Source organism: Roseixanthobacter glucoisosaccharinicivorans (assembly GCF_043195095.2).
Lineage (GTDB): Bacteria > Pseudomonadota > Alphaproteobacteria > Rhizobiales > Xanthobacteraceae > NCEH01.
The window spans coordinates 2,500,793-2,519,808 of the sequence record NZ_CM195538.1; the positions used below are offsets into that span (position 1 = coordinate 2,500,793).

At 66.9% G+C, this 19,016-nt stretch carries 19 protein-coding genes; 6 read left to right on the forward strand and 13 right to left on the reverse strand.

Annotated elements, in window-relative coordinates:
• Positions 1 to 15: 15 nt before the first annotated feature.
• The 3 genes from V5F78_RS11370 to V5F78_RS11380 form a co-directional block, all read right to left on the reverse strand.
• Positions 16 to 828 carry a COG3904 family protein gene (locus V5F78_RS11370; protein ID WP_394068017.1) on the reverse strand — a complete coding sequence of 271 codons (813 nt, stop codon included), beginning with the start codon at positions 826 to 828 and terminating at the stop codon, positions 16 to 18.
• 5 nt (positions 829 to 833) lie between these two features.
• Complete coding sequence (locus V5F78_RS11375; RefSeq protein ID WP_394068015.1) at positions 834 to 2,213, reverse strand: hypothetical protein; 1,380 nt, start codon at positions 2,211 to 2,213, stop codon at positions 834 to 836.
• Between the two features lie 125 nt (positions 2,214 to 2,338).
• Positions 2,339 to 3,571, reverse strand: a complete 1,233-nt coding sequence (locus V5F78_RS11380) for a type III PLP-dependent enzyme domain-containing protein (protein ID WP_394068503.1) — start codon at positions 3,569 to 3,571, stop codon at positions 2,339 to 2,341.
• 280 nt (positions 3,572 to 3,851) lie between these two features.
• On the opposite strand from V5F78_RS11380, the gene V5F78_RS11385 reads away from it, so the two are divergent.
• From V5F78_RS11385 to V5F78_RS11410, 6 genes are all read left to right on the forward strand, one after another.
• Positions 3,852 to 4,316, forward strand: coding sequence for a hypothetical protein (locus V5F78_RS11385; protein WP_394068013.1), 465 nt, complete (start codon positions 3,852 to 3,854; stop codon positions 4,314 to 4,316).
• Positions 4,313 to 4,990, forward strand: coding sequence for a ribonuclease T2 family protein (locus tag V5F78_RS11390; RefSeq protein WP_394068011.1), 678 nt, complete (start codon positions 4,313 to 4,315; stop codon positions 4,988 to 4,990). Before V5F78_RS11385 ends, V5F78_RS11390 begins: the two co-directional genes overlap by 4 nt.
• Positions 4,991 to 5,029: 39 nt before the next feature.
• Positions 5,030 to 5,881, forward strand: a complete 852-nt coding sequence (locus V5F78_RS11395; RefSeq protein WP_394068010.1) for a 23S rRNA (adenine(2030)-N(6))-methyltransferase RlmJ — start codon at positions 5,030 to 5,032, stop codon at positions 5,879 to 5,881.
• Positions 5,882 to 5,991: 110 nt separating this feature from the next.
• Positions 5,992 to 6,585, forward strand: a complete 594-nt coding sequence (locus tag V5F78_RS11400; protein ID WP_394068008.1) for a glutathione S-transferase N-terminal domain-containing protein — start codon at positions 5,992 to 5,994, stop codon at positions 6,583 to 6,585.
• A gap of 183 nt (positions 6,586 to 6,768) precedes the next feature.
• Positions 6,769 to 7,158, forward strand: coding sequence for a response regulator (locus V5F78_RS11405; protein WP_394068006.1), 390 nt, complete (start codon positions 6,769 to 6,771; stop codon positions 7,156 to 7,158).
• A 4-nt stretch (positions 7,159 to 7,162) separates the two neighbouring features.
• Complete coding sequence (locus V5F78_RS11410; RefSeq protein WP_394068004.1) at positions 7,163 to 9,283, forward strand: ATP-binding protein; 2,121 nt, start codon at positions 7,163 to 7,165, stop codon at positions 9,281 to 9,283.
• 83 nt (positions 9,284 to 9,366) lie between these two features.
• Here V5F78_RS11410 and V5F78_RS11415 read toward each other — a convergent pair whose 3' ends face one another.
• The 10 genes from V5F78_RS11415 to V5F78_RS11460 form a co-directional block, all read right to left on the reverse strand.
• Positions 9,367 to 10,197, reverse strand: a complete 831-nt coding sequence (locus V5F78_RS11415; RefSeq protein WP_394068502.1) for a CheR family methyltransferase — start codon at positions 10,195 to 10,197, stop codon at positions 9,367 to 9,369.
• Positions 10,197 to 11,486 carry a protein-glutamate methylesterase/protein-glutamine glutaminase gene (locus V5F78_RS11420; RefSeq protein ID WP_394068002.1) on the reverse strand — a complete coding sequence of 430 codons (1,290 nt, stop codon included), beginning with the start codon at positions 11,484 to 11,486 and terminating at the stop codon, positions 10,197 to 10,199. Before V5F78_RS11420 ends, V5F78_RS11415 begins: the two co-directional genes overlap by 1 nt.
• A complete protein-coding gene (locus V5F78_RS11425) occupies positions 11,483 to 11,863 on the reverse strand; it encodes a response regulator (protein WP_394068000.1) in 381 nt (126 codons plus the stop codon). Before V5F78_RS11425 ends, V5F78_RS11420 begins: the two co-directional genes overlap by 4 nt.
• 27 nt (positions 11,864 to 11,890) lie before the next feature.
• The gene (locus V5F78_RS11430) at positions 11,891 to 12,364 is read right to left on the reverse strand and encodes a chemotaxis protein CheW (RefSeq protein WP_394067998.1); all 474 of its coding nucleotides are present in this window, start codon (positions 12,362 to 12,364) and stop codon (positions 11,891 to 11,893) included.
• Entirely contained in the window at positions 12,361 to 15,204 is a 2,844-nt protein-coding gene (locus tag V5F78_RS11435) for a hybrid sensor histidine kinase/response regulator (RefSeq protein WP_394067997.1), read from the reverse strand. Before V5F78_RS11435 ends, V5F78_RS11430 begins: the two co-directional genes overlap by 4 nt.
• A gap of 209 nt (positions 15,205 to 15,413) precedes the next feature.
• Positions 15,414 to 17,087: a methyl-accepting chemotaxis protein gene (locus tag V5F78_RS11440; RefSeq protein WP_394067995.1), complete on the reverse strand. Its 1,674-nt coding sequence runs from the start codon at positions 17,085 to 17,087 to the stop codon at positions 15,414 to 15,416.
• A 17-nt stretch (positions 17,088 to 17,104) separates the two neighbouring features.
• The gene (locus tag V5F78_RS11445) at positions 17,105 to 17,620 is read right to left on the reverse strand and encodes a hypothetical protein (protein WP_394067993.1); all 516 of its coding nucleotides are present in this window, start codon (positions 17,618 to 17,620) and stop codon (positions 17,105 to 17,107) included.
• Between the two features lie 3 nt (positions 17,621 to 17,623).
• Positions 17,624 to 18,022 (reverse strand): flagellar protein FlgN, encoded by a 399-nt coding sequence (locus tag V5F78_RS11450; protein WP_394067991.1) that lies wholly within the window; start codon positions 18,020 to 18,022, stop codon positions 17,624 to 17,626.
• Between the two features lie 11 nt (positions 18,023 to 18,033).
• Entirely contained in the window at positions 18,034 to 18,540 is a 507-nt protein-coding gene (locus V5F78_RS11455) for a rod-binding protein (RefSeq protein WP_394067989.1), read from the reverse strand.
• A gap of 50 nt (positions 18,541 to 18,590) precedes the next feature.
• Positions 18,591 to 19,004 carry a hypothetical protein gene (locus tag V5F78_RS11460; protein ID WP_394067987.1) on the reverse strand — a complete coding sequence of 138 codons (414 nt, stop codon included), beginning with the start codon at positions 19,002 to 19,004 and terminating at the stop codon, positions 18,591 to 18,593.
• Positions 19,005 to 19,016 lie beyond the last annotated feature (12 nt).

The window sequence follows — 19,016 nt, forward strand, 5'->3', positions numbered from 1 at the left end:
ACGGGAGGTGCAGTCCTAACCGCGCGGCGGCACAGGCGCCGCCGCCGGGTTCGCAAGCGGCACGAGGGCCGGCGTGGTGAGTTTCAGCCGCGCCATTTCCTCGGGCGTGAAATAGAACAGCTTGTCCTTCGGCGTCTCCATGGCGCGCAGCCACACTTCCAGATCCACCCCCATGTCGCGCAGATAGCGCTGGCATTCGGCCGAGACCCGCTGCGCCTGCGCCATGCCGTCGGGCGGCGCGGCCCCCGCCGGCACGCTCGCGCCATAGACCTGATGCACGCCGAGCGCCGCCTTTTTCCCCACCCGCCGCTCGACGCCGCCGGAGAACACCAGCGGGCAGGAGGAGGCGCAATAGGCACCCGCCGGCACTTCGGTGGCAAATCCCTTGGCGCGGATCAGCCGGCCCATGGCGAGCGCATCCTGAACCGAACCGCCGGGCGAGCGCAGCACCACGGTCTTCACATAGGAACCACGCTTCTCCACCTCCGCCACGAACAGGGCCGCCGTGCCGGGCGCGATGGTGCCGGTCGCAGCAAGGCGGCCGTCGCTCTGGAGATCGAACGTCATGGGCGCGTTGAGCGTGCCGTCGGCGGCGGGCGCCTCCGGCCCGCCCTCCCGCGCCGGGCCGAGGGGGGTTGCGGGCGGCGCTTCCACCTGCCCCGGAGCCGGGGCGGAAAGCGCGGCCTGGGCTTTGCGCAGCTGGCCGAAATCCTGCACCAGCATGGCTCCGCTCGCGATCAGCAGCACCGCGAACAGCAGATGCAGCAGCGCATCGTCGGGGCGCTGACGCCAATCGCGCAGCGCCTGAAGAAAGACGGCCGGAGTCATGGCGATCAGTCCCGCTTGGCGGGGCGCAGGCCGTGGCCGTGCAAGGTCGTCACCTTTTCCTCGTCCGCAGGCTCGGGCGGCTGCACGGGTTGCGGCGCGGCCGGCCGGGACATCTCGGCATGGGGTGCCTCCGCCGGTTCGGCGATTTCAGCGCGCTGCGGCGCGGCCGGCGTGGCGGCAAGGTCCGGAACCAGCGGCGCGCGCAAATCCGCATGCGCCAGCTCGACCGCACGAGCCATGCGCAGGGCGGCGAGAAGCTCGCCGGCGGTCATGGTGTCCGCTCCCGCCTGGGGCTGGCCCTCGCGGCGCAGGCTGGCGTGCACGATGCACAGGATGAACACGAGCACCGCCGGCAGCAGGTCGATGGAGATGGCGCCCGCCCAGCTCGGGATGAAATCGGAGGCATAGCGCAGCACCGCTTCGGCGGGCGAGATGTGCGCGAAGCGCGGCGGCACGTAAGCCGGCATCTGGATGACCTTGTCCGCCGCGCCCGCGAGCGCCTTCGACTGCGCCGCCACCGCCCCCTGCACCCGGCCCACCACCTCGTTCTGCCGCCCGACCACATCGGGGGAGCGCCCATCGGCGGCGGGGGCGATGAAGCCCGAGGCGAAATCGGTGGCCGCGCGTTTCACCGCCGGCGCAATGGAGGCCTGCTGGAGCGCGGTCAGCACGCCCGCGAGCGCGGTCGCCTCGCCGCCGAACGCATCGGCGCGCGGCGTCACGCGCCCCGAGCCGGAGGCCAGCTCACGCATGGTGGCAAGATGCTTGGCGCCTTGGTCATAGGCCTCCTTCACCTTGTCGCCGGAGGCCGCGACCTCCTTCGAAAGGGCTCCGAGCTGGCTCGCCATCTGCGTCAGCAGTTGCACCACGGTGCCCGAGCCGGTGGTGCCGGTGAGCGAGCCGGTGCGTTCGGCATCCGCCAGCTGGGAGAAGCGCGCGGCCGCCATGGCGATATCCGGCGCCAAGCCCTGCGCGGCCAGCGCCTTGCCGTGATTTTCCTCCAGCGCGCGGTCATAATCCTCGATCGCCCGGCCCATGTGCTGCTCGATGGCGGCGGAGCCTGCCAGCGCGCTCGCGTTCAGCCACGAGCACATGGCGACGATCATCAAGGAGCCCAGCGCCATGGCGCCGAACATCAGGGCCCGGCTCGCCGCATCCTCCACATGGGGCAGGAAGCGCATCATGAAGGTCCAGAAGGCATAGATGCCCACCGACACCGCGACCGAATAGATGATCGCCGCAAAGAACACCGCCGTCGCGCCGCCGTCCAGCAGGTCCCGCACGCCGATATAGGTATAAACACCGCTTGCAAGGGCAAGCACCATCAAGCAGATGCGCGCCGTCGTCTCAAGCTGACGCACACCATCCCGCAGGGCCGTGGCCATGGCGATCTCCATGCACGCCCCGCGGGGCGGCATCAATGTCTGTAGGAACAGTCGGATGACGCAGGATTAACCATGAAATCGGTCGGCATTTTGTTGCCATTGCGCCGATTTCGGCCGTGTCGCGTTCAAGCTTCCTCTACGTTCGCCCGTCGCTCGGGCTCTGCGAAGCCCGCCACAATTCCATCCGCCTCGAACGGCCGCGCGACCTCCACGAAGGTGTCGGGGTAGAAGCCGTTGAAATGGGTGCGCAGGGAGAGGGAATAGGCGCCGATATGGCCAATCTCGATCCAGTCGCCGGTGTCGATGCTCTCGGGCAGATAGAAGGGGCGCGAGAGCACGTCCACGCTGTCGCAGGTGGCCCCATAGATGCGGAACGGCACCACCTTGTCCGAGGAACCGGCACGCCGCCGGCGGGCGGGATCGGGGATATGGCGCGCCGGCAGCAGGATCTTGCCGGTCCAGCTGTCCGACAGCGAGGCCCAGATGCCGTCGTTGATATAAAGCCGCTGCCCCTTCTTCAGCAGCACCCGCACGATCACCGAAAAGGCGCGCGCGACGATCACGCGCCCCGGCTCCGCCACCAGGGGCGTATCGGCGAAGCCATGGCGCTTCACCGCGTCCAGCACGGTGCCCATCAGGTCCGGCAAGGGCGGCAGCACGGGCGCCGGGCGGCGCGGGTCCTCGGCATAATGGGCCGGAAAGCCGCCGCCGATGTCGAGCACCGCGATCGGCACCTTGGCGATGTCCCGCACCTCGGCGGCGGTTGCGATGGCGCGCTCATAAGTGGTGGGATCCACCATCTGGCTGCCCACGTGAAAGGCGATGCCGCAGCGAAAGCCGATGTGGTGGATGCGCTGGAGCAGTTCGGCCGCGTGCATGGGGGCGGCGCCGAACTTCTTGGAGAGTTCGTAGGCCGCCTCCCCCTTGCTGGCGATGCGCACGAACAAGGTGATCTGCGTCGGGTCGAGATCGAGCGCCCGGACCATGCGCAGGATCTTGGCGACCTCGTCCTCATGGTCCAGCGCCAGCACGGAAATGCCGTAGCGCTCCAAGGCGAGGCGGATATCCGACTGCGCCTTCACCGGGTGCATATAAAGCAGCTCGGCCCGCGGCGCCGCGGCACGGGCGGCGGCAAATTCCGCCGGGCTGGCCACGTCGAAGGCGGCGATGCCGAGGCCGGCGAGGGTTTCCAGCACCATGGGCTCGCCATTGGTCTTCACCGCATAGGCGGTCTTGCCGGGAAAGGCGGAGAGGAAAGCGCGCGCATCCGCCCGCAGCACCGAGGGGCGGAAGCAATAGACCGGCTGGTCCGGCCGCAGGCGCAGCGCCGCCTCGCGCCCGGTCTCGAACCGCTCCAGGCTCCCGGCGGCCCCTTTCACCGCTTGCGATGCGCCGATGATCTCGGGGGCGAAGCGGGCGTGCGACATGCGGGCATCCATTTCATTGACGCTACGGGAGCGTGACCGCGCCCGGATAGGCGCGCAATTTGGCCGAGGCGGCATGATGGCGGAATTTCGCAGCACAAGGATGGCGGCCGAACGCTTTTTCGCCGGGGTGTGTCTCCGCTGCGCTTGACCGGGACAAGCGCCGGTTCCATCGTCCCGCCAAATATCGGATTGAAGTGACGGGAGAGTGGGAATGGGTCGCACGATGCGCAGCGGGCGGGCTTTTGCCGGGATCGCGGCCCTGTTGGCCGGTCTCGCCGTTGGAGTGCCTGCCAAGGCTGCGAGCATTCTCGACAATTTCTGGCTGCCCAACGACAGCTATAGCGGCAACCTTCCCGCCTGCACCGAGCCGCTGGCGCTCGGCACCATCTCCATGCGCTTCGCCGAAACCGAGCGCATGTATTGGAACGCGCCGCTGAACATCGTGTCTTATTCCAACGTGCGCGAAACCGCCTACCGCCCCTGGGGCGAGGCGTTCCAGCCGCGCCGCTATTGCACCGCCAAGGTGGTGCTCTCGGATAACAAGATCCACCAGATCGACTATTCCATCATCGAGGACTCGAGCTTCCAGGGCTACACCTGGGGCGTGGAATGGTGCGTCAGCGGGCTGGATCGCAACATGGCCTATGCCCCCGGCTGCAAGATGGCCCGTCCGTGATTCGACGCTTCTGCGCCGCCGCGCTGCTGCTGCTCGCGGCTGCGGGAGCGGCGCGGGCCGAGACGCCGGGCACGCCCGGCGCTTTTGATTTCTACATTCTCGCTTTGTCCTGGTCGCCCACCTATTGCGCGGAACAGACCCGCGCGGACGGCGCCCAATGCCGCGCCGGCCGGCCGTTCGGCTTCATCGTTCACGGCCTGTGGCCGCAGAACGAGCGCGGCTATCCCCAATCCTGCCAGAACCCGGCGCCCTACATTCCCACCGAGACGCTCAACGGCATCCAGGACCTGATGCCGAGCCGCGGCCTGGTGATCCACGAATGGCGCCGGCACGGCACCTGCTCCGGCCTTGCGCCCGATGCCTTCTTCGCCAAGCTGCGGGCGGCACGCGAGAAAATCATCATACCGGCGGCCTTCGTCGCCCCCGCTCAGGCCGCAACCGTGACCCCCGCAGAGGTGGAAAAGGCCTTCATCGCCGCCAATCCTGGCCTGACCCATGAGATGATCGCCGTCGATTGCGGCGCCAACCGCTTGCGCGAAGTGCGCCTTTGCTTCAGCAAGGACCTTACATTTCGGCCCTGTCCCGAAGCGGACCGGCGGGGATGCCGGGCCGGGCGCTCCCTGGAGGTTCCTCCCGTGCAGGTTCCCCCTGTTCGGGTGCCTTCCGCGCGATAGGGCGCAGGGAAAGCCGACGCCGCTCATGACGTATCGCCGATGAATTATCGCCACGCCTTCCATGCGGGAAACGCCGCCGACGTGATGAAGCATGCCGCGCTCGCCCGCGTGCTTGCTTATCTCAACAAGAAGGACACGCCCTATCGCGTGCTCGATACCCATGCGGGCGCCGGGCTCTACGATCTCGGCGGCGCCTCGGCGCAGCGCACGGGCGAGGCGGAAGCCGGCATCGAACGGGTGCTGGAAGCCGACCTTCCCGCCCCGGCGGCCGAACTGCTGGCGCCCTATCTCGACGCGGTGCGCCATCTGCGCACCTATGCCGGCGCGCGCCGCTATCCCGGCTCCCCGGCGCTGGCGATGGCGCTCGCCCGGCCGCAGGATCGCTTCCTGTTCTCCGAATTGCATTTCGAAGAGCGCGCGAAGCTGGAAAAGAACGTCGGCGACGATCCGCGCGTGAAAGTGCTGTCGCAGGACGGCTGGAACGCCATCGCCGCCCATCTGCCCCCGCGCGAGCGGCGCGGCGTGGTGCTGGTGGACCCGCCGTTCGAGGAAGGCGGCGAGTTTCAGCGCCTCGTCGGCGCCCTCACCACGTTCCACGAGCGTTTCGCCACCGGCATCCTGATGCTCTGGTATCCCATCAAAGACCTGCGCGCGGTGGACGCGTTCCGCCGCGAGGTGGCCCAGGTCGGCCTGCCCAAGACGCTACGGGTGGAACTGGATTTCGCCGAGGTGCGCACCACCACGGCCCTTTCCGGCAGCGGGCTCATCATCGTCAATCCGCCCTTCACGCTTGCGGACGAGATGCGCGTCATCCTCACCGCGCTCGCGCCGCTGCTGGCCCATGACGGCAAAGGCCGCTCCCGCATCTCCTGGATCGTGCCCGAACGCTGAGTGCGCGCCCTGCGCGTGCTCCATGCGAAAAAATGCGGGAGGCCCCTTCTCGCATATGGCAAAGGGGTTTAGCTCTGCTGCGGGATCCTCACGCCAGAAGAGCCAGCCTCATGCGCCTGCGTTACTCGCCGTCCTCGCCCTTCGCCCGCAAGGCGCGCGTCGCCGCCGCCCATCTCGGCCTCCCGCTCGAGCTGGAAACGGCCGATACGATGAATGCGGACGACACCGTCCGCCAGCAGAACCCGCTCGGCAAAATCCCCGTCCTGCTGCGCGAGAACGGGCCGGCCCTGTTCGATTCTCCGGTGATCCTGGCTTATTTCGACCATGTCGCCGGCGGCGGCCGCATCCTGCCCGAAGATGCGGAGGCGCGCTTCACGGCCCTTCGGCTCGAGGCGCTCGCGGACGGCATCATGGATGCCGCCCTGCTGCAGGTCTATGAAGGCCGCTACCGCAGCGCCGACAAGCGCGTGGAAAGCTGGGTCCAGATCCAGGCCGGCAAGGTCACCCGCGCGCTCGCGGCGCTGGAAGCCGACCTGCCGAGCGAGGGCGAGCCCAATGTCGGCGACATCACGCTCGCGTGTGCGCTCGAATATCTGGACTTCCGTCTCCCCGGCACCTGGCGCGAGGGCCATCCGCAGCTGGTGGCTTGGCTGGAGCGCTTTTCCGCCCGCTGCCCGGTGTTCGCGGACAGCCGGCCCGCGTGACGTGCGTGCCGCCGGTGATGCCGCCGGCGGCAATGCTTCCAAAGCGGAAGCATCTCGCCTTGACCTGACAGCGCCGCGCGTGCTCGCTGACCTTGGTTCCACTTGCCGGTTCCGGCGGCGATGAACCACAGGTGCGGTTCGCCAAAGGGGACGACCCGATGGGCGGCCGAGCGCGGTGAGAACATGTCCCATCTGCTGATCGTGGACGATGAGCCCGAATATCTCGACGAACTGATCGAGGCCTTGGGGTTCGACGATCTGAAGGCTCATTCTGCCCGCAGCGCGGCGCAGGCGCTGGAGCTCGTCGACACGCATCCGCACGTCAACGTGGTGCTCACCGACATCCGCATGCCCGATCTGGACGGCATTCGCCTGCTGAACGAAATCCAGCACCGATATCCGGAGCGCGCGTTCAAATTCATCGTCATGACCGGCCATGCCTCCGCCGAGGACATTTCGCGGGCGGTCAACGCCGGCGTGGAGGCCTGCCTGTCGAAGCCACTGGTGATGGAAGACCTTCAGCGGGTGCTGAACCGTGTCCTGACGGTCGGCGAAAACGGTAGAAAGGGCTGAGGGCGTGCGCCCCATTCCCCAACTCTTGCCGGCCCTGACCTTCGGACGTCGCGCCCTGCTGATCCTGGGCTCGATCATGCTGCTCGCCTCCATCACCCTGGTGGGGGCGATCCTTCTGTTCACGCTGCACCACAATGCGGAGGTCAAAGAATTTCGAGAGCTGGCGCAGCGCAATGCCTATCTGGTGCTCAACAGCTTCGAGCAGACGGTCGCGCCCATCGACGCGGCTTTGCTGAATTTCGACCGGGAATTCTCCACCAAATGGAACCGGCAGCAGGTCTATCAAGCGGTGCGCGCGTTCAACTTGCCGAATTCCATCGTGCTGCTGAGCGTGGTCGACCGTAACGGCAAATTGGTCGCAACCAGCTCCGAGGAGCCGGACTATGCCCTGCCCCAGCTCGACCTTTCCGATCGCGAACATATCCGCGTGCACATGGATGGCAGCTCCGGGGAGAGCATGTTCATCTCCAAGCCGGTGCTCGGCCGGGTCTCCAAGCAATGGACGATCCAGTTCACCCGCGCCCTGCACGCGGAGGACGGCAGCTTCGCCGGGGTGGTGGTGGCGTCCTTCAACATCCAGGAATTCCTCAATCTCTACAGCCGCGTGCGCACCGAGCCCAATGCCCTGATCGCGCTGATCGGGTTCGACGGCATCGTGCGGGCGCGCGCCAGCGCCAACACCAGCTTCGGCGGCGATGTCTCCGGCAGCCCGACCTTCAAGCGCATGCTGACCATGAACGAGGGCACGTACGAGACCAGCAGCGTCATCGACGGCATCGACCGCATCGGTTATTTCGTGCGCTCGCCCCGCTATCCCATCATCGTCGTGGTGGCGTTCGATAAAGCGTTCGTGTGGGCGCAGACGAACGATTTCCGCCATGTGATCTGGGTCACCTTCATCGGCCTGTTCCTGATGCTGGCGGCCGTGGCGGTGATCGCGGCGCGCTATATCCAGCTCCAGGACAAGGTGCGCACCGGCGCCATCGAGGCCAGCGCGCGCCAGCGCGAGGTGATGTTTCTCCATGCCATCGGCCGGGTGCCGGGGGTATGCGTCATCCATGTCACGGTGGACGGGGTGGCGCAGGTGGGAGAGGACGAGGACTCAGTGATCGCCGAGTTGATGGTGGATTTCGTCTCCACCGATACCTTCCGCGCCACCCTTTCCATGCTGCGTCGTCCTTTGCTCAGTCTCGAGCATTTCACGCGCGAGGGCCAGGAATACGAGGTCCAGGTGGTGATCGCGCCGCTGGAGCCGATCCGGCCCGGCGCCAATCCCGGCGCGCCGGAGGAGGTGGTGGTGTTCGCGCTCGACCAGACCTCCCAACGCATCGAGGCCAACAAGCTCTATCAGATGTCGAAGCTCGCCTCCCTCGGCGAGGTCGCGACCGGGCTTGCCCATGAAATCAACCAGCCGCTGGGCGTGATCCGGCTCGCGGCGGCGAACGCCCTCACCGGGCTGCGGCGCGGCCTCTCGCACGAACATATGGAATCCAAGCTCAACCGGATCCTCCAGCAGACCATCCGCATGAGCCGGATCATCGACCACATGCGCATTTTCGGCCGGACCAGTGACGAGGTGTTCACGCCCTCCGAGCCGACCGAATCCATCGAGGGCGCGCTTCAGGTGGTCGGCGCGCAGCTGCGGCTGCAGAATATCAACGTGAAGGTGCTCGGCAACGGCCCCACACCGTCGGTCATGTGCCGCCAGGACCAGCTGGAACAGGTGCTCATCAACCTGCTCCAGAACGCCGCCGACGCAATCAACGAGAAGCGCGCGCGAGACGGTGCGGACCAGGGGCTCGATACCATCGAGCTGTCGGTCTCCGAATGCCGGCCGGAGGGCGCAAAGCAGATGATCTGCATCCGCGTGAAGGACAATGCCGGCGGCGTTCCGGACGCGGTGATCGAAAAGGTGTTCCAGCCGTTCTTCACCACCAAGCCGGTCGGCAAGGGCACCGGGCTCGGCCTTTCCGTGAGCTTCGGCATCATCCGCGACCACGGCGGCACGCTGAGCGTGGAGAATGACGCAACCGGCGCGGTGTTCACCATCGCCCTCCCCGCCGCGCCGCGCGACAAGACCGGCGAGGCGGAGGGCGAGCGCGAGGCAAGTCGGGCCTTTCCCTAAACCGCAATCCCAGCCGAGGCGAACGAAAAAGGGCGCCCCGGGGGCGCCCTTTCTCTCACCGGCGCTCCCGCTCGAGACCGGCGCTAAGCGCCGGCCATGGCCGGCACGTTCGGCACATAATATCCGGTCTGCGAGGCCACCGACCGGAACGCATCCGAAATCCCCAGCACGGTTTCCGCGCCGCCCAGCAGCAGATACCCATCCGGGCGGGTCACGCGGGCGATCCGGCCGAGGATGTCCCGCTTGGTGGCGGCGTCGAAATAGATCAGCACGTTGCGGCAGAACACGATGTCGAACACGCCGAGATTGCTGAAGTTATGCAGCAGGTTCAGCTTGCGATAGTCCACCATGGAGCGCAGCTTCGGCTTCACCTGCCAGTTGTCGCCGTCCTTTTCGAAATATTTCAGCAGCAATTGCACCGGCATGCCGCGCTGAACCTCGAACTGGGTGTAGCGGCCCGAGCGCGCACGCTCCAGCACTTCGCTGGAAAGGTCGGTGCCGATGATCTCCACCCGGCGCCCGCCCGTAAGGTGCGGGTTCTCGAGCAGCGTCATGGCGATGGAATAGGGCTCTTGCCCGGTGGAGGCGGCGGCGCACCAGATGCGCAGCGCATCGCCAGGACCGCGGGTCGCGTTGAGCTTCGGCAACATGATCTTGGTGAAGTGCTCGAACGGCGACTTGTCGCGGAAGAACAGCGATTCATTGGTGGTCATCGCTTCAAGCACCGCTTCGGCGATGAGGCCGGACGGCTGCTCGCGTACGATCGCCGCGAGGCGGGCGAAATCGGCGAGCTCGAACTTCCGCAGCAGGGGCAGCAGGCGGCTTTCCAATAGATATTGCTTGTCGACTCCAAGGATCAGCCCGGAATGAAGCTTCAAGAACCTGGAAACAGATTCGAAATCGACTGCCGAGATCATGCCCGTCCCCCCATCAGCAGGCGCGTGACCTTCGCGCCGATATTGTTTACGGAGATCAGCTCGCTCGCGTTGCCGGCCGCATAGGTTGCCCCCGGCATGCCCCAGACGACGCTGGATTCCTCATCCTGCACGATCACGCTGCCGCCGGCATCGGCGATCACGCCCGCGCCCTTCGCCCCGTCGCTGCCCATGCCGGTCAGCACGATGGCGAGTACGTGGCTGCCGTAGATCGCCGCCACGCTGTCGAACAGCGGATCAACCGCCGGCTTGCAGAAATTCACCGCCGGCCCGTCCGACAGGCGGATCACGGTATCCGCACCCGACTTGGCGACCAGCATGTGCTTGCCGCCAGGCGCGATATAGATCCGGCCCGGCTTGAGGACCTCCCCGTCCACGCCCTCGGCGGCTGTGCGGGCCGCTGCGCGCCCCACATGCTCGGCCAGGATGGCGGTGAAGGTGGGCGGCATATGCTGGGCGATCACCACCGGCACATTGGCGATGGCGGCGCCGAAATCGCTGAAAATGCGCGTCAGAGCCTGCGGCCCGCCGGTGGAGCTGCCGACCGCGATAATTTCCACGGGCGACATGGAATAGGGCCGCTTGCGCACCGTCTTCGGCGGTGCACCCACACCGACCACAGGGGTTGCGGTGGAAAGGGCTGGGCGCGCCAGCGCCGGCGCCGGGGGCGAGGCCAGGGCGGCCGGGGATGCCGGCGCCCTGGGGGCCGGCGCGGGCGAAGCCGGTGCGGCCGCAGGCGCGGGGGCAGGCGCAGGCGCCGTCATGGCCCGCGGCGGCGGGGCGGCGGCGACGCTGGCCACGGATGCGCCACGCCGGCGCGCGCGATCCACGAGCCCGCGCAACTTGCCGAGCAGCTCGGAGCGGAACTCTTCCGCCGCGATGCTGCCCCGGTCCGCATTGGGCTTGGCGAGATAATCGGCGGCCCCGAGACCCAGCGCCTTCATGCTGATCTCGGCCCCGCGCCGGGTCAGCGCCGAGGCGACGAGAACCACGGCATTGGGCTTGCGCTCCAGGATCAGCGGCAGGGCGGTGAGGCCGTCCATCTCCGGCATTTCAAGGTCGAGGATGATGGCATCGGGCGCCGTGCGCACGACGTCGTCCGCCGCCCGCTTGCCGTTGGAATGGGTGGCGACCACCTCGAAGCTCTTGTCGCCATCGAGCCAACTGGAAATGATTCCGCGAACGAACACGGAATCGTCGACGATCATCACGCGTATGGGTCCTCCGACCGGCGGGGTCCCCGAGGGCGTCAGCGGCTGCGGGCTCATGTCACTGCCTTTTCCAATGCGCCGACTTCCTGCAGCTTCTCGCGAAGCAGATCGAAATCGAAGGGTTTCATGATGTATTCGTTCGCGCCGGCGGCGATCGCCGTCGAAATATGATCGAGATCGTTCTCGGCCGAACAGAAGATGACCAGCGGGACCAGACCCGCCGGTCGCGACCGCAATTGCGTGAGGAAGCCGAGGCCATCGACCACGGGCATGTTCCAGTCCAGCAAGATGACGTCCGGCAAGGCGTTGTCGCACGCCGCGAGGGCCTCCTGGCCGTTCGCTGCCTCGGTCACGCTGAAGGACAGGTCTTCCAGCATGCGTCGCGCGACTTTGCGCACGACGCCGGAATCATCGACCACAAGGCAAGTCTTCATGGGTTCATCCTGTTGTGCGGCCGGCTATCAAGCCGCGCGGTCCATGGTGAGACGCCCCAGGGCGAGTTCCACATCCAGCACCAGCAGAAGCTCGCTCGGCAGGCGATGCACACCGGTCGCAAGGCCGGCCCATTGCGGGTCGAGATTGGTCGGATTGGCCTCTCGCGAGGCATTGTCGAGCATCATCACCTCGCCCATGGAGTCGATGATGAGCCCGAAGGATTCCCCCTTGTGCTCAATGCCGACGGCCATGCTCGCGCGGCCGCCGTCGGGAAGGCCCAGCAGGCGGCGCATGTTCACCATGGTGACGATGCGGCCGCGCAGGTTCAGCACCCCCTCGATCTGCGGAATGCAGAGCGGAACATGGGTGATGTGATCGGGCACGAACACTTCCTGCACCGCCTCGATGGGCAGGCCGAACAATTGCGGCCCGATGCGGACGGTGACGAATTGCGAGCCGCCGGGGCTCACATCCTGCTTGATGACGACGTGCTGGCTCATGCCGCTTCTCCATGGATGGCGCCGGTGAATTCCTTGAGCGCGGCGATGAGGCCGGCGCGATCGGACTTGGCAATGTAGTCGGTGAAGCCGGCCGCACGGCCGCGCTCGACCAGGTCGTAGGCCCCCTCACTCGCCAGGGCGATGATCGGCACGTTGCGGATCTGCGGATCCCCGCGCACCGCCTGGGCGAACTGGAAGCCGTCCATTCCCGGCATCTCCACGTCGCTGACGATGATGTCGAAGCGGGTTTCGCCGCCGAGCCGGTCCAGCGCCTCGCGGGCCGAGCCGCAGGCCGTCACCTCGAAGCCGTTGCCCTTCAGCACCGGCTCGATGAGGTTGCGATAGAAGGCGCTGTCATCGACCACCAGCAGCTTGCCGCCGGCCTTGTCCCGCGTGCCGGAGAGGCGCTTGAACCAGCTGCCGAAGGCCTGGTCGATATAATGGCCGACATCGAGGATCTCGGCGGCCTGGCCGTCGATGATCGCCGCGCCCAGCAGGTTCTCCGCGTCCGAGGAGAGTTGCATGTCGAGGTGGGCGTCCACCACGTCCACGATCTCGTCCACGACCAGGCCCATGGTCTTCCCCTCGTCCGAGAAGATCAGCATCGGCTGGGTGCCGGTGGTGGCGCGCTTCACCTTCTCGTTCACATAGACGATGGGGATCAAGGCCCCGCGATACTGGATCACCGGGTGGCCGTTCACATGCTCCAGCTTGTTGGCCTCCAGTTCCTCCAGGCGCGTCACCAGCGAGAGCGGCACCGCCTTCAGTTCGTCCGAGCCGGCGCGGATCAGCAGCAGCGGCGTCGTCTGGCCCTGCGCGGCGGTCGCGGCGGCGGCCGTGTTTTGCAGGTCGGAGCCGAGGCTCTCGTCCGGCGAGGCGGCGACCTTGGCGAGCCCGACCGGGTCCACGATCATGATCACCCGGCCATCGCCGAGGATCGTGCTGCCCGACACCATGGGCAGCTGGCGCAGCACCGAGGCCATGGGCTTCACGACGATTTCCTCGGTGTGGGACACCGCGTCCACCACCACGCCGAACAATTGGTTGCCGACCTGGAGCACCACGATCAGCGCGTCGTCGAACTTCTGCTCCTTGCCCTCGTCGGCGATGCCGAGCAATTGCGCGAGCGGCACGATGGGCAACAGCTTCTCGCGCAAGCACAGCACCGGCGCATCCTTCAGGCGCTTCACCTGGTGGAAGGAATTGGGCTGCACGCGCACCAGCTCCACCACCGAGCTTTGCGGCAGGGCGAACCGCTCGCCCATGGCCTCGACGATCAGCGCCGGGACGATCGCAAGCGTCAGCGGGATCTTGATGGTGAAGGTGCAGCCGGCGCCGGGACGGGAGGTGACGTCCACCGCCCCGCCGATCACCTCGATATTGCTGCGCACCACATCCATGCCGACGCCGCGGCCGGACACGTTGGTGATCTTCGCGGCGGTCGAGAAGCCGGCGGCGAAGATGAAGCGGAACACCTGCGAGTCCGGCATCTTGGCCAGCTCGGCAGCGGTGGCGAGGCCGTTTTCCTGCGCCTTGGCCTTGATCCGGGCCACGTCGAGGCCCTTGCCGTCGTCGGAAATCTCGACGATCACATGGCCGCCCTGGTGATAGGCGGAGAGGCGGATCGTGCCCTTGTCGGGCTTGCCCGCGCGGCGGCGCTCCTCGGTGGTCTCCAACCCGTGGTCGGCGGAATTGCGCACCATATGGGTGAGCGGATCCTTGATCTGCTCCAGCACCTGCCGGTCCAGCTCGGTTTCCGCGCCGATCTGCTCCAGCTCGATATGCTTGCCCAGCTCCTGCGCGAGGTCGCGCACGATGCGGGGCAGCTTCTGCCAGGCATTGCCAATGGGCTGCATGCGGGTGCGCATGATCGCGCCCTGCAACTCGCCGGTGACGTTGGAGAGGCGCTGCAGAGCGACCTTGAAGTCGGAACTCTCGTCGCGGCGGGCGATTTCCAGCAGCTGGTTCCGCGTCAGCACGAGTTCGGACACCATGGTCATCAGGTGTTCGAGCAAGGTCACGTTGACGCGGATGGACTGGTTGGAGACGCTGAGCGCATGGTCTTCCGCGCGGGCGCCCTTTGCTTCGTGGTCAGCGACGGGCGTGGCCTCGCGCACCGCGGGAAGCGATGCAGCGGGCGGCGCGGCGTCCGGAGCAGGCGCTGCGGTGGAGCCAGGGGAAGTCGCGGCGGCCTTGGCATTGTCCAGTTCCGCGAGCTTCGCCCGGGCAGCCGGAACCTCGACGGCGGTTTCGCGGAACACGCGCTCCAATTCATCCAGCGAGACTTCGCCGGGCTTGAGGGCGCGTTCCAGCTGCTGCATCACCGCCGCAACACCCGGCTTGGGCTCGCTGACGGGCGCTGCGGCCCCGTTCATCACGGATTTTACCGGCGCAGGCACGGCGGGGGGGGCCGGGGGAGCGGGAGGAGGCGGCGCGGCGATCACGGCGGCGGGAGCGGCGGCGGGAGCGGCGGAGAGCGCGTCCAGCTGGGAGATCAGATCCTCATCCGAGCCGGGCGGCTCGCTGCCTTCCGACGCCTCGATCTCGACCAGGATTTCCTTGATCCGGTCCACCGTGATGAGCACCAGGTCCACCGCCTCGGTGGTCACCGGTATCCCCTGGCGGAACTGGTCCATCAAGGTTTCGGCGGCATGCGCCAGGGTTGCGAGGCGCGATAGGCCGATGAAGCCGCAGGTGCCCTTCATCGTATGCACCAGGCGGAAGATATTGTTGAGAATCTGAGCGTTGTTCGGGTCCTGCTCGAACTTCACCAACTCGACGTCCGCAACGTCGAGGCTCTCATTCGTCTCAGTCAGGAACTCTCGCAGCAGATCGTCCATGGGGTTCACTCCGGGTCGAAGACAGGCAGTTCAGGCATCCCGCGACGCCGCCCGGCACCGCCGGAACAACGGCAAGGCCGGACCGCGCCGCGCGCCTCGCTCTGGAGGCGCCCGGCGCACGGGAGCACACGCTCGGGAGAGGCCGGATCGCCGGCCTCGGATTTTGCTCGGGCAGGGCGATGCCCTGCCCGCGTGAGACGGCGGGCCGATCAGGCTGCCCGCACGCGCTCGATGAAGATGTTCACCTGCTTGCGCAGGGTCGCGGCCTGCGAGGACAGATCGGTGGCCGCGTGGACGATGTCGCCGGACACCTTGCCGGTGGTGGCCGCCACGGAGCTGACCTGGGTGATGCTGGAAGAGACTTCCTGCGTTCCGCGCGCCGCCTGATGGACGTTCTTGGCGATTTCGCCGGTCGCCGCGCCCTGCTCCTCGATCGAGGTGGCGATCGCCGTGGAAATCTCGTCGATGCGCCGGATGGTGCCGGAAATCCCCTCGATCGCCTTCACCACTTCATTGGTGGCGCCCTGAACGGCGGAGATCTGCGAGGAAATCTCGTCGGTCGCCTTGGAGGTCTGTTCCGCCAGGGTCTTCACTTCCTGGGCCACCACGGCGAAGCCGCGGCCGGCTTCCCCGGCCCGCGCCGCCTCGATGGTGGCGTTCAGGGCCAGCAGATTGGTCTGCGAGGCGATGTCGGTGATCAGGTTCACCACCTGGCCGATGCGCGCGGCGCTGGCGGCAAGGCCCCGCACCACTTCGGCGGTCTCACTGGCCTGGTCGGTGGCCTCGCCGGCGATCTTCGCGGCGGAGGACACCTGGGCCCCGATCTCGCGCACCGAGGCGGCAAGCTCCTCGGCGGCGGAAGCGGCGGTCTGCACATTGCCGGTCGCCTCCTCGGCGGCGGCGGCGACGATGGTGGACTGGCGGCTGGTCTCGGCCGCCGAGCTGCTCATGGAACTGGCATTGCGCTCCAGCAGGGTCACGGCATCCGCAACCGTGCGCACCACGCCGGAAACCTCGGCGTCGAACTGGTCCGCGAGGCGTTCCATGGCGGCGCGCTTGTCGGTCTCGGCCCGGGTGGCGGCGACCTCCTGCTGTGCGCGCAGATCCTCAGCGGCCCGCAGCTTCGCCACCAATTGCTTGGTGCTGTTCCAAAGGTCCGCGATCTCATCGTGCGAGTGCGGCTGCTCCAGAGCAACGTCGAGCTTGCCGGCGGCGAGTTCATGCAGCGTGCGGGACACGCGGACGATGGGTCCGCTGAGCATGCGTTTGCCGATGAATACGGCGATCGCGATGCCAACCGCGAGGCCGACGACGAAGATCGCGATGACCGCCGCCTTGACGCTTTCCTGCACAGCCTCCTGCTCGGCACGCAGGGGAGCCACGGTGTCCTGGATTTTCGCCGTGAAGGTCCGCAGGGATTCCTGCAACGCCTTGCGGTTGTTGCGGTTCGCGTCGTTATTGCCCTGGAGGTTCGCGGCCTGTGGACCCTCGGTCAGCGCCAGGCGAACGGTCTCTGAGCGGAACTCGCGGAATTTGGCGAGGTCGGCGATGGTGCGCGCCAGGGCGGCGGCATCGGCGGGCGGCGTCGACGTCTTGAGCTCGGCGACCTTAACGTCGATCCGATCCAGCGCCTTCGTGAGGCCGGCGGCAAACTGCTTGAGGGCATTTGGGTCCGTCGCCAGGTACAGGCCGCGCGATTCCATCACCACAGCGGTCACGTCGCCGTTCAGTTGCTCCGTCAGGAACGCCCGGCGCGACGCCTGGGCGATTTCCGCGGCGATGTCCGATTCCCGGTTGAGACCCCACAGGGAAACCCCGCAAACCAGTGCGGTGGCGCACCCGAGTACACCGACGATGCTGTAGATTTTACCGATGATCTTCACGGTTCGCCCTCTTATTGCTAGTGCGCGGCCTTCGGCGGCGCGGTTGATTCCGCCGGCTTGACGGGTGCATTGCTTCCGCTCGCGGCCCGCATGTCGGTCTTGTCGATGTAATTGATGGAATCCACGAGCACTTCTTGAATAACATCTCCATTCAGATGCGTATTTGTGCTCACCTTGATGCGATCCATCATGTCTTTTATGTTGTACTTAGATAGCTTTCCCGTATCGACGCGACCATTGTTGTAGATCTCGGCAAACGCATCGTTGACCACGAAAATCGCCGGATCCAACGGCAGCTGACGCAAGGTGGTCGCATCGGCAGTGAAGACCAGCTTGGCAAGCACATAGCCCTTCACCTTGCCGTCGATAATCATCGGCACGGTGATCGGAGGAAGGCGCTTGTATTCGAGCCCAGGCATGTAAGGTTCGGCGGACTTCGCCTTGGCCGCCCCGGCCGCCCAATAGGCGGCGCCGTAGCTGGAGCCGAGCGCGACCACGCACACCCACAGGCCGATGATGATGAAGCGCACCATCGCTCAGACCCCGTCCTTGGAAGGTGTGCTGGAATAGGTGCCGTCGGAATCCGCGTCGCGCAGCGCCGTGGCGAGAATGCCGCTGATTTCCTGCGAGGCCGCAAGGTTGATCGACAGCAGATAGAGATTGCGGGCCAGCTTCTCCCGCACCGTCCCGAGCCGGAGCGCGACCACCGGATCGGCATCGCGGGGCAGCGCCCGGCTGGCGCGGCTCAGTTCCAGCAGGCTGCGGCTCTTGCGGCGGTTGACCTCGTGCAGGTCGATCGGCAGATGAGCTTCGAGCGATCCGGTTTCCTGGTCGATGATCTCCTCGAGCCGGTCGAGGGCCGCGATCATGGTATCGCGCGCCGGGCCTTCCGGGCTCAGCAAACGCGGCAGGACGGTGGACTCATCGTGTCTCATCTGGCGCATCCTCAGGCCGCCGCGGCGGAGCTGGTCGCGGACGCGACGGGCAGCGCGGGCGCGGTGGCAGCCGACGGCGAGAGCCGCGCCTGGGCCGAGGCGATGCGATCCGCGATGCCGATGCCGCCGTGCTTGGCCACCTGATCGGCGACCTTCTCGGCCAGCATGGATTTCCAGATCTGCCCGGCATTGCCGCTGCCGTAGACCGAGGTCGCATGGCTCGGCAGCATGGATTGAACGAATTGGGACAACACCATGCTCTCAAACTTGCGATGGGCGCTCGCGGCGGCTCCACCGGCGGCGGAGGTCTTCGTCAGCGCGGTCGCATTCTGCAGCCCGACCGCGGAGGTGGGCGCATAGGCCAGCCCATTCGCCGGCCCGATGGCGCCCTCCTGGCTCATCGCCTGGGAGAAGCCCGAGCCGAGCGCCTTGAGATTTGACGTGATCTTCTGGGTGCGGGCCGGATTTCCGGCCTTGACCACGTCCATCACAATGTCTGTGGTGAGTTGAATGCCCATGGCCCGATCATCAAACGGTGTTTCGATCGGGGCAGTTTGCGGGGGCTTGCTTATGTGAGGCTTGCATCCGCCGGCGTCGCAGCGCCGGGTCGCAAGGCGGCCGATTCCGTCAATTCCTGAAAGGCCTTACGATCCTCGTGCGCGCGGGTTTCGCGCGCCACCCGCTCGGCCATGCGCTCGGCCCGCTTGAGCGCGAATGCCTGCGCCTGCACGTGCTCGGCTTGCGCGACCTCCTCGACGGCGAGGCGCGTCGCCTCCTGCGAGAGCCGCTTCAAGGTGCGCGAGACCATGTCCACCAGAAGCGGGCCGAACATGGCGCTGTTCAGCGTTGCCATGACGCTCGCGCGATTCTCCTCAAGCGCCGCCTGCTCCTGCCGGATGCGGGCGAGCTCCCATTCGGCGGTGCGGTGCATCTGCGCGCGCACGGCAACGATGCGCTTGGTGGTGGCCCGACGATCGCCCATGATTCCTCTGCC

What these genes read in the sequence shown, in the direction of transcription:
- V5F78_RS11370 (WP_394068017.1), bottom strand. Translation starts at nt 828, where the DNA reads ATGACTCCGGCCGTCTTTCTTCAGGCGCTGCGCGATTGGCGTCAGCGC.
- V5F78_RS11375 (WP_394068015.1), bottom strand. Translation starts at nt 2,213, where the DNA reads ATGGCCACGGCCCTGCGGGATGGTGTGCGTCAGCTTGAGACGACGGCG.
- V5F78_RS11385 (WP_394068013.1), top strand. Translation starts at nt 3,852, where the DNA reads ATGGGTCGCACGATGCGCAGCGGGCGGGCTTTTGCCGGGATCGCGGCC.
- V5F78_RS11395 (WP_394068010.1), top strand. Translation starts at nt 5,030, where the DNA reads ATGAATTATCGCCACGCCTTCCATGCGGGAAACGCCGCCGACGTGATG.
- V5F78_RS11400 (WP_394068008.1), top strand. Translation starts at nt 5,992, where the DNA reads ATGCGCCTGCGTTACTCGCCGTCCTCGCCCTTCGCCCGCAAGGCGCGC.
- V5F78_RS11405 (WP_394068006.1), top strand. Translation starts at nt 6,769, where the DNA reads ATGTCCCATCTGCTGATCGTGGACGATGAGCCCGAATATCTCGACGAA.
- V5F78_RS11420 (WP_394068002.1), bottom strand. Translation starts at nt 11,486, where the DNA reads ATGAGCCCGCAGCCGCTGACGCCCTCGGGGACCCCGCCGGTCGGAGGA.
- V5F78_RS11425 (WP_394068000.1), bottom strand. Translation starts at nt 11,863, where the DNA reads ATGAAGACTTGCCTTGTGGTCGATGATTCCGGCGTCGTGCGCAAAGTC.
- V5F78_RS11430 (WP_394067998.1), bottom strand. Translation starts at nt 12,364, where the DNA reads ATGAGCCAGCACGTCGTCATCAAGCAGGATGTGAGCCCCGGCGGCTCG.
- V5F78_RS11435 (WP_394067997.1), bottom strand. Translation starts at nt 15,204, where the DNA reads ATGGACGATCTGCTGCGAGAGTTCCTGACTGAGACGAATGAGAGCCTC.
- V5F78_RS11445 (WP_394067993.1), bottom strand. Translation starts at nt 17,620, where the DNA reads ATGGTGCGCTTCATCATCATCGGCCTGTGGGTGTGCGTGGTCGCGCTC.
- V5F78_RS11450 (WP_394067991.1), bottom strand. Translation starts at nt 18,022, where the DNA reads ATGAGACACGATGAGTCCACCGTCCTGCCGCGTTTGCTGAGCCCGGAA.
- V5F78_RS11455 (WP_394067989.1), bottom strand. Translation starts at nt 18,540, where the DNA reads ATGGGCATTCAACTCACCACAGACATTGTGATGGACGTGGTCAAGGCC.
- V5F78_RS11460 (WP_394067987.1), bottom strand. Translation starts at nt 19,004, where the DNA reads ATGGGCGATCGTCGGGCCACCACCAAGCGCATCGTTGCCGTGCGCGCG.